The sequence below is a fragment of the Nocardioides sp. genome (assembly GCF_024509035.1).
GTDB lineage: Bacteria > Actinomycetota > Actinomycetes > Propionibacteriales > Nocardioidaceae > Nocardioides.
In genome coordinates this window covers 1-3,327 of record NZ_JANINT010000226.1, presented here as the reverse complement: position 1 = coordinate 3,327, position 3,327 = coordinate 1, and the positions used below count along the sequence as shown (strand labels likewise).

Genomic DNA, 3,327 nt, shown 5'->3' with positions numbered 1-3,327 from the left:
GTCGTCCACGGCGGTGGTGTGCACGGCGACGCCGTTGTCCAGCCGCAGCACCGAGGCCGCCACGGCCTGGGTCATCGAGCGGGCGGCGCGGGCCACCTGGCTCAGCGCCCGGCCCAGCTCGATGGGCGGCTGCAGGTTCTCCGAGAGCTCCGCCGAGGCCTCGAGCCACTGGCGTCGGCGCTCGCTGAGCCCGTACGCGCGGGCGTTGTCGATCACGAACCCGGCCGTGGTCGCGAGGGCCTCCACCAGCATCTGGTCCTCGGCGGTGAACGGTCCGCCGCCGGCCTTCTCGGTGAGGTAGAGGTTGCCGAACACCGTCCCGCGGATCCGCACCGGCACGCCGAGGAACGTCCGCATCGGAGGGTGGTGGGTCGGGAAGCCGGCCGCCTGGGGGTGCTCGCTCAGGTCGTCGAGCCGCAGTGGTTGCGGCTCGTGGATGAGCAGCCCGAGGATGCCGCGTCCGTGCGGCAGGTCGCCGATCTCCGCGCGGTGCGGGGCGTTGATGCCGGTGGTCACGAACTCGACGAGCACCGACTCGCTGCCGACGACGCCGAGGGCGCCGTACTGCGCGCCGGTGAGGTGGGTCGCGGCCTCGACGATGCGCGACAGCACCGCGTGCAGGTCGAGGTCGGAGGAGATGGCGGCGACCGCCTCGAGGAGGGCTCGCGTGGACGCGGGCAGCGCCTCGTCGTGCCCCTCGTCGTGTGCGTTGCCGTGTGGGGGCGTCACGGGACCATCACGCTCGCCAGTGTGCCGCAGCGCGTGGCGCTCGATCACACGGAACGCCGGACGGGCAGCGCCGCCTCGACGTCCCAGCCGGAGCCGATGCGCCGGCCGGAGAGCTCGCTCCAGCGCAGGCGGAGGTGCAGGCTACGACCGCCGGAGGCCCACGGCCGGGGCTCCCAGACGGAGCGGATGTGCTCGAGCTCCTCGGCGTCGGAGACCACCTCGCCCCGGCCGCGGGCCACCACGCTCCAGCCGCGCTGGCGCTCGTGGTCGAACTGGTCGACCTCGAAGGCGAGCATGCTGTCGCGGCCGTAGGTGCCCAGCACGCTGTACGGCGAGGTGCGCACCACGATGGTGTCGTCGACGACCGAGTAGTTCACCGGCACGATGTGGGGACCGTTCGGGGAGGAGAGCGCGATCCTGCCGCCGACGCCGGCGCGCAGCAACCGCTCGCACTCCTCGCGGCTCAGGTCGATCGCTTCCGGCACGGGGTCCCCCTCGGGTTTTCGGTGGTGCTCCATGCTGTCCACGGGCCTGCTGCGGTCAGCAGGGCCGATGGTCCTGACATGCGGGGCCTTCGGCGCTACTGGCGCCAGACCCCTCGACGCACCGTGGATCCATGGAGACGACTGCGATTCCCGCGGGGACCATCGTCGTCGGCACGGACGGCTCGCCGTCGGCCGAGCGAGCCCTGGAGTGGGCGATCGACCAGGCGCAGCTGGAGTCTCGGCAGCTGACCTTGGCCCATGGCGTGGACCCCTCCGGGTCCGTCTGGGTGGACCCGGCCGGCGTCGACCACCGCGCGGTGCTCGAGGCTCTCCACAGCGACGCGGTCGTGATGCTGGAACATGCGCGCGAGCAGGTGGCGCGGCGGGCTCCGGAGCTGGTGGTCCATGAGGTCGTGCGGATGTCCGATGCGCGGCTCACGCTGCTGGAGCTGTCCGAGGAGGCCGCTCTCGTGGTCGTCGGGTCGCGCGGCCGGGGCCCGATCAAGAGCCTGCTGCTCGGCTCCGTCAGCCTCGCGGTGTCGCGGGAGGCGCGGTGCCCGGTGGTCGTCGTACGCCCGAGCCAGCCGGCTGTGACCCGCAACGGTGTGCTGGTCGGTGCCGACGGCACGGCGCGGTCACTGACGACCGTCGAGTTCGCCTATCGCCAGGCCTCGCTGCACCGGTTGCCGCTGACGATCATGCACTGCTTCTGGGACGCTCGTCCCGGCACCGAGGAGGAGCCGGTGGCCAGCGACGTACGCCTCGAGCTCGCGGAGTCGATCGCCGGCCTGGCCGAGAAGTTCCCCGACGTCTCGGCGCGCACCGAGATCGTGCGCGGCATGGCCGACGAGCGCCTGGTGCGCGCCTCCCAGGGGATGGACCTGGTGGTCGTGGGTGCCCACCACGGCGGGACCCTCACGACGCTGCTGTACGGCTCGATCGCCAACGCGGTGCTCGAGCACGCCACCTGCCCAGTCGCGATCGTGCCGGAGCCGCCCGCCCTGGACCAGGTCGTCCCGGACGCGGGGGACTGAGCCGTGGACGCGGTGTCGACCGTGATGTCGCGCCGTGTGATCGCGATCCGCTCCGACTGCGACCTCGCGGTGGCCGTCGACACGTTCCTCGCCTCCGCCGTGCGTCACCTGGTGGTCGTCGAGCCGGACCGCACGGTCCGCGGCCTGCTCTCCATCGAGCAGGTGCTGGCGGCCCTCGGGCGACCCGGGTGGCCCGGCCGCGTCGGTGACCAGGTGCTCCTCGAGCCGCCCCGGGTGAGCCCCGACGACGACCTCCAGCGCGCCGCCGAGGTGATGCTCGACGCGCTGGTCGACGCGGTCGTCGTCGCTGACGAGACCGGGCGGGTCGTCGGGCTGCTCACCTGGGCGGACCTCGTGACGCACGTCGCCGGCCGGCACCTCGCGGGCGACGGCGCGACCTGACCTGGGGTTCAGCCCACCTCGCCGTCGACGTACACCCAGCGGCCCGCGCGCCGCTCGAACCGGCTGCGCTCGCGCAGCTCGCCGGGCACACCGCCGCGCTCGTACGACGCCACGAACTCCACCCAGTCCTCGCCCGCACCCACGATGCTCAAGCCGGTCCAGGTCAGGCCCGCCTCGGGGGTGAGGTCGTCGGGTCGCGTGCGCGGGTGCCAGGTGCGGAACACGTAGTCGGTGTCGCCGACCGCGTAGGCGGCGTACCGCGCGCGCATCAGCTGCTCGGCGGTCTCGGCGAGGGCCGCGCCGCGGTGCAGCCGGCCGCAGCAGGCGTCGTACGCCGAGCCCGAGCCGCAGGGACAGGTCGGCTGCAGGGTCACGGGCGCAGGCTACCGAGCCGGAAACGGAGACCTGGCCCGTTTGTTGGAGGCGTGAGTAGCGTGGTGAGGTGACCTCGGCTCCAACCCCCCAGACGGTCGGCGAGCTCCGCGCCTCCGGCCACATCCAGAAGCACCTGCGCCAGGAGGTGCGTGACAACCTGCTCGCCGCGCTGCGCGAGGGCCGTGACCCGTGGCCCGGGCTGCACGGCTTCGACGACACGGTGATCCCGCAGCTCGAGCGGGCGCTCATCGCCGGCCACGACATCGTGCTCCTCGGCGAGCGCGGCCAGGGCAAGACCCGCC

5 protein-coding genes and 1 pseudogene are annotated in these 3,327 nt (G+C 73.3%); 3 read left to right on the top strand and 3 right to left on the bottom strand.

What is annotated here, in order from left to right; translation table 11 throughout:
• Together Q0L15_RS16010 and Q0L15_RS16005 are read right to left on the bottom strand one after the other, a co-directional pair.
• Window positions 1-729 (bottom strand): GAF domain-containing protein (locus Q0L15_RS16010; RefSeq protein WP_296605448.1); only part of this gene is annotated, 729 nt, incomplete at its 3' end.
• Between the two features lie 44 nt (window positions 730-773).
• The gene (locus tag Q0L15_RS16005; RefSeq protein ID WP_296605447.1) at window positions 774-1,214 is read right to left on the bottom strand and encodes a pyridoxamine 5'-phosphate oxidase family protein; all 441 of its coding nucleotides are present in this window, start codon (window positions 1,212-1,214) and stop codon (window positions 774-776) included.
• Window positions 1,215-1,345: 131 nt separating this feature from the next.
• On the opposite strand from Q0L15_RS16005, the gene Q0L15_RS16000 reads away from it, so the two are divergent.
• Both Q0L15_RS16000 and Q0L15_RS15995 read left to right on the top strand, forming a co-directional pair.
• Window positions 1,346-2,248, top strand: a complete 903-nt coding sequence (locus Q0L15_RS16000; RefSeq protein WP_296605446.1) for a universal stress protein — start codon at window positions 1,346-1,348, stop codon at window positions 2,246-2,248.
• Window positions 2,249-2,251: 3 nt separating this feature from the next.
• The gene (locus tag Q0L15_RS15995; protein ID WP_296605445.1) at window positions 2,252-2,650 is read left to right on the top strand and encodes a CBS domain-containing protein; all 399 of its coding nucleotides are present in this window, start codon (window positions 2,252-2,254) and stop codon (window positions 2,648-2,650) included.
• Window positions 2,651-2,658: 8 nt separating this feature from the next.
• On the opposite strand, the gene Q0L15_RS15990 is transcribed toward Q0L15_RS15995, so the two are convergent.
• Window positions 2,659-3,024, bottom strand: a complete 366-nt coding sequence (locus Q0L15_RS15990; protein ID WP_296605444.1) for a YchJ family metal-binding protein — start codon at window positions 3,022-3,024, stop codon at window positions 2,659-2,661.
• Window positions 3,025-3,092: 68 nt separating this feature from the next.
• On the opposite strand from Q0L15_RS15990, the pseudogene Q0L15_RS15985 reads away from it, so the two are divergent.
• Window positions 3,093-3,327 (top strand): annotated as a pseudogene (locus tag Q0L15_RS15985) (magnesium chelatase); the annotation flags it as partial.

Excerpts from the sequence above, each read along its gene's own strand:
- Q0L15_RS16000 (WP_296605446.1), top strand. The coding sequence starts at position 1,346 with ATGGAGACGACTGCGATTCCCGCGGGGACCATCGTCGTCGGCACGGAC.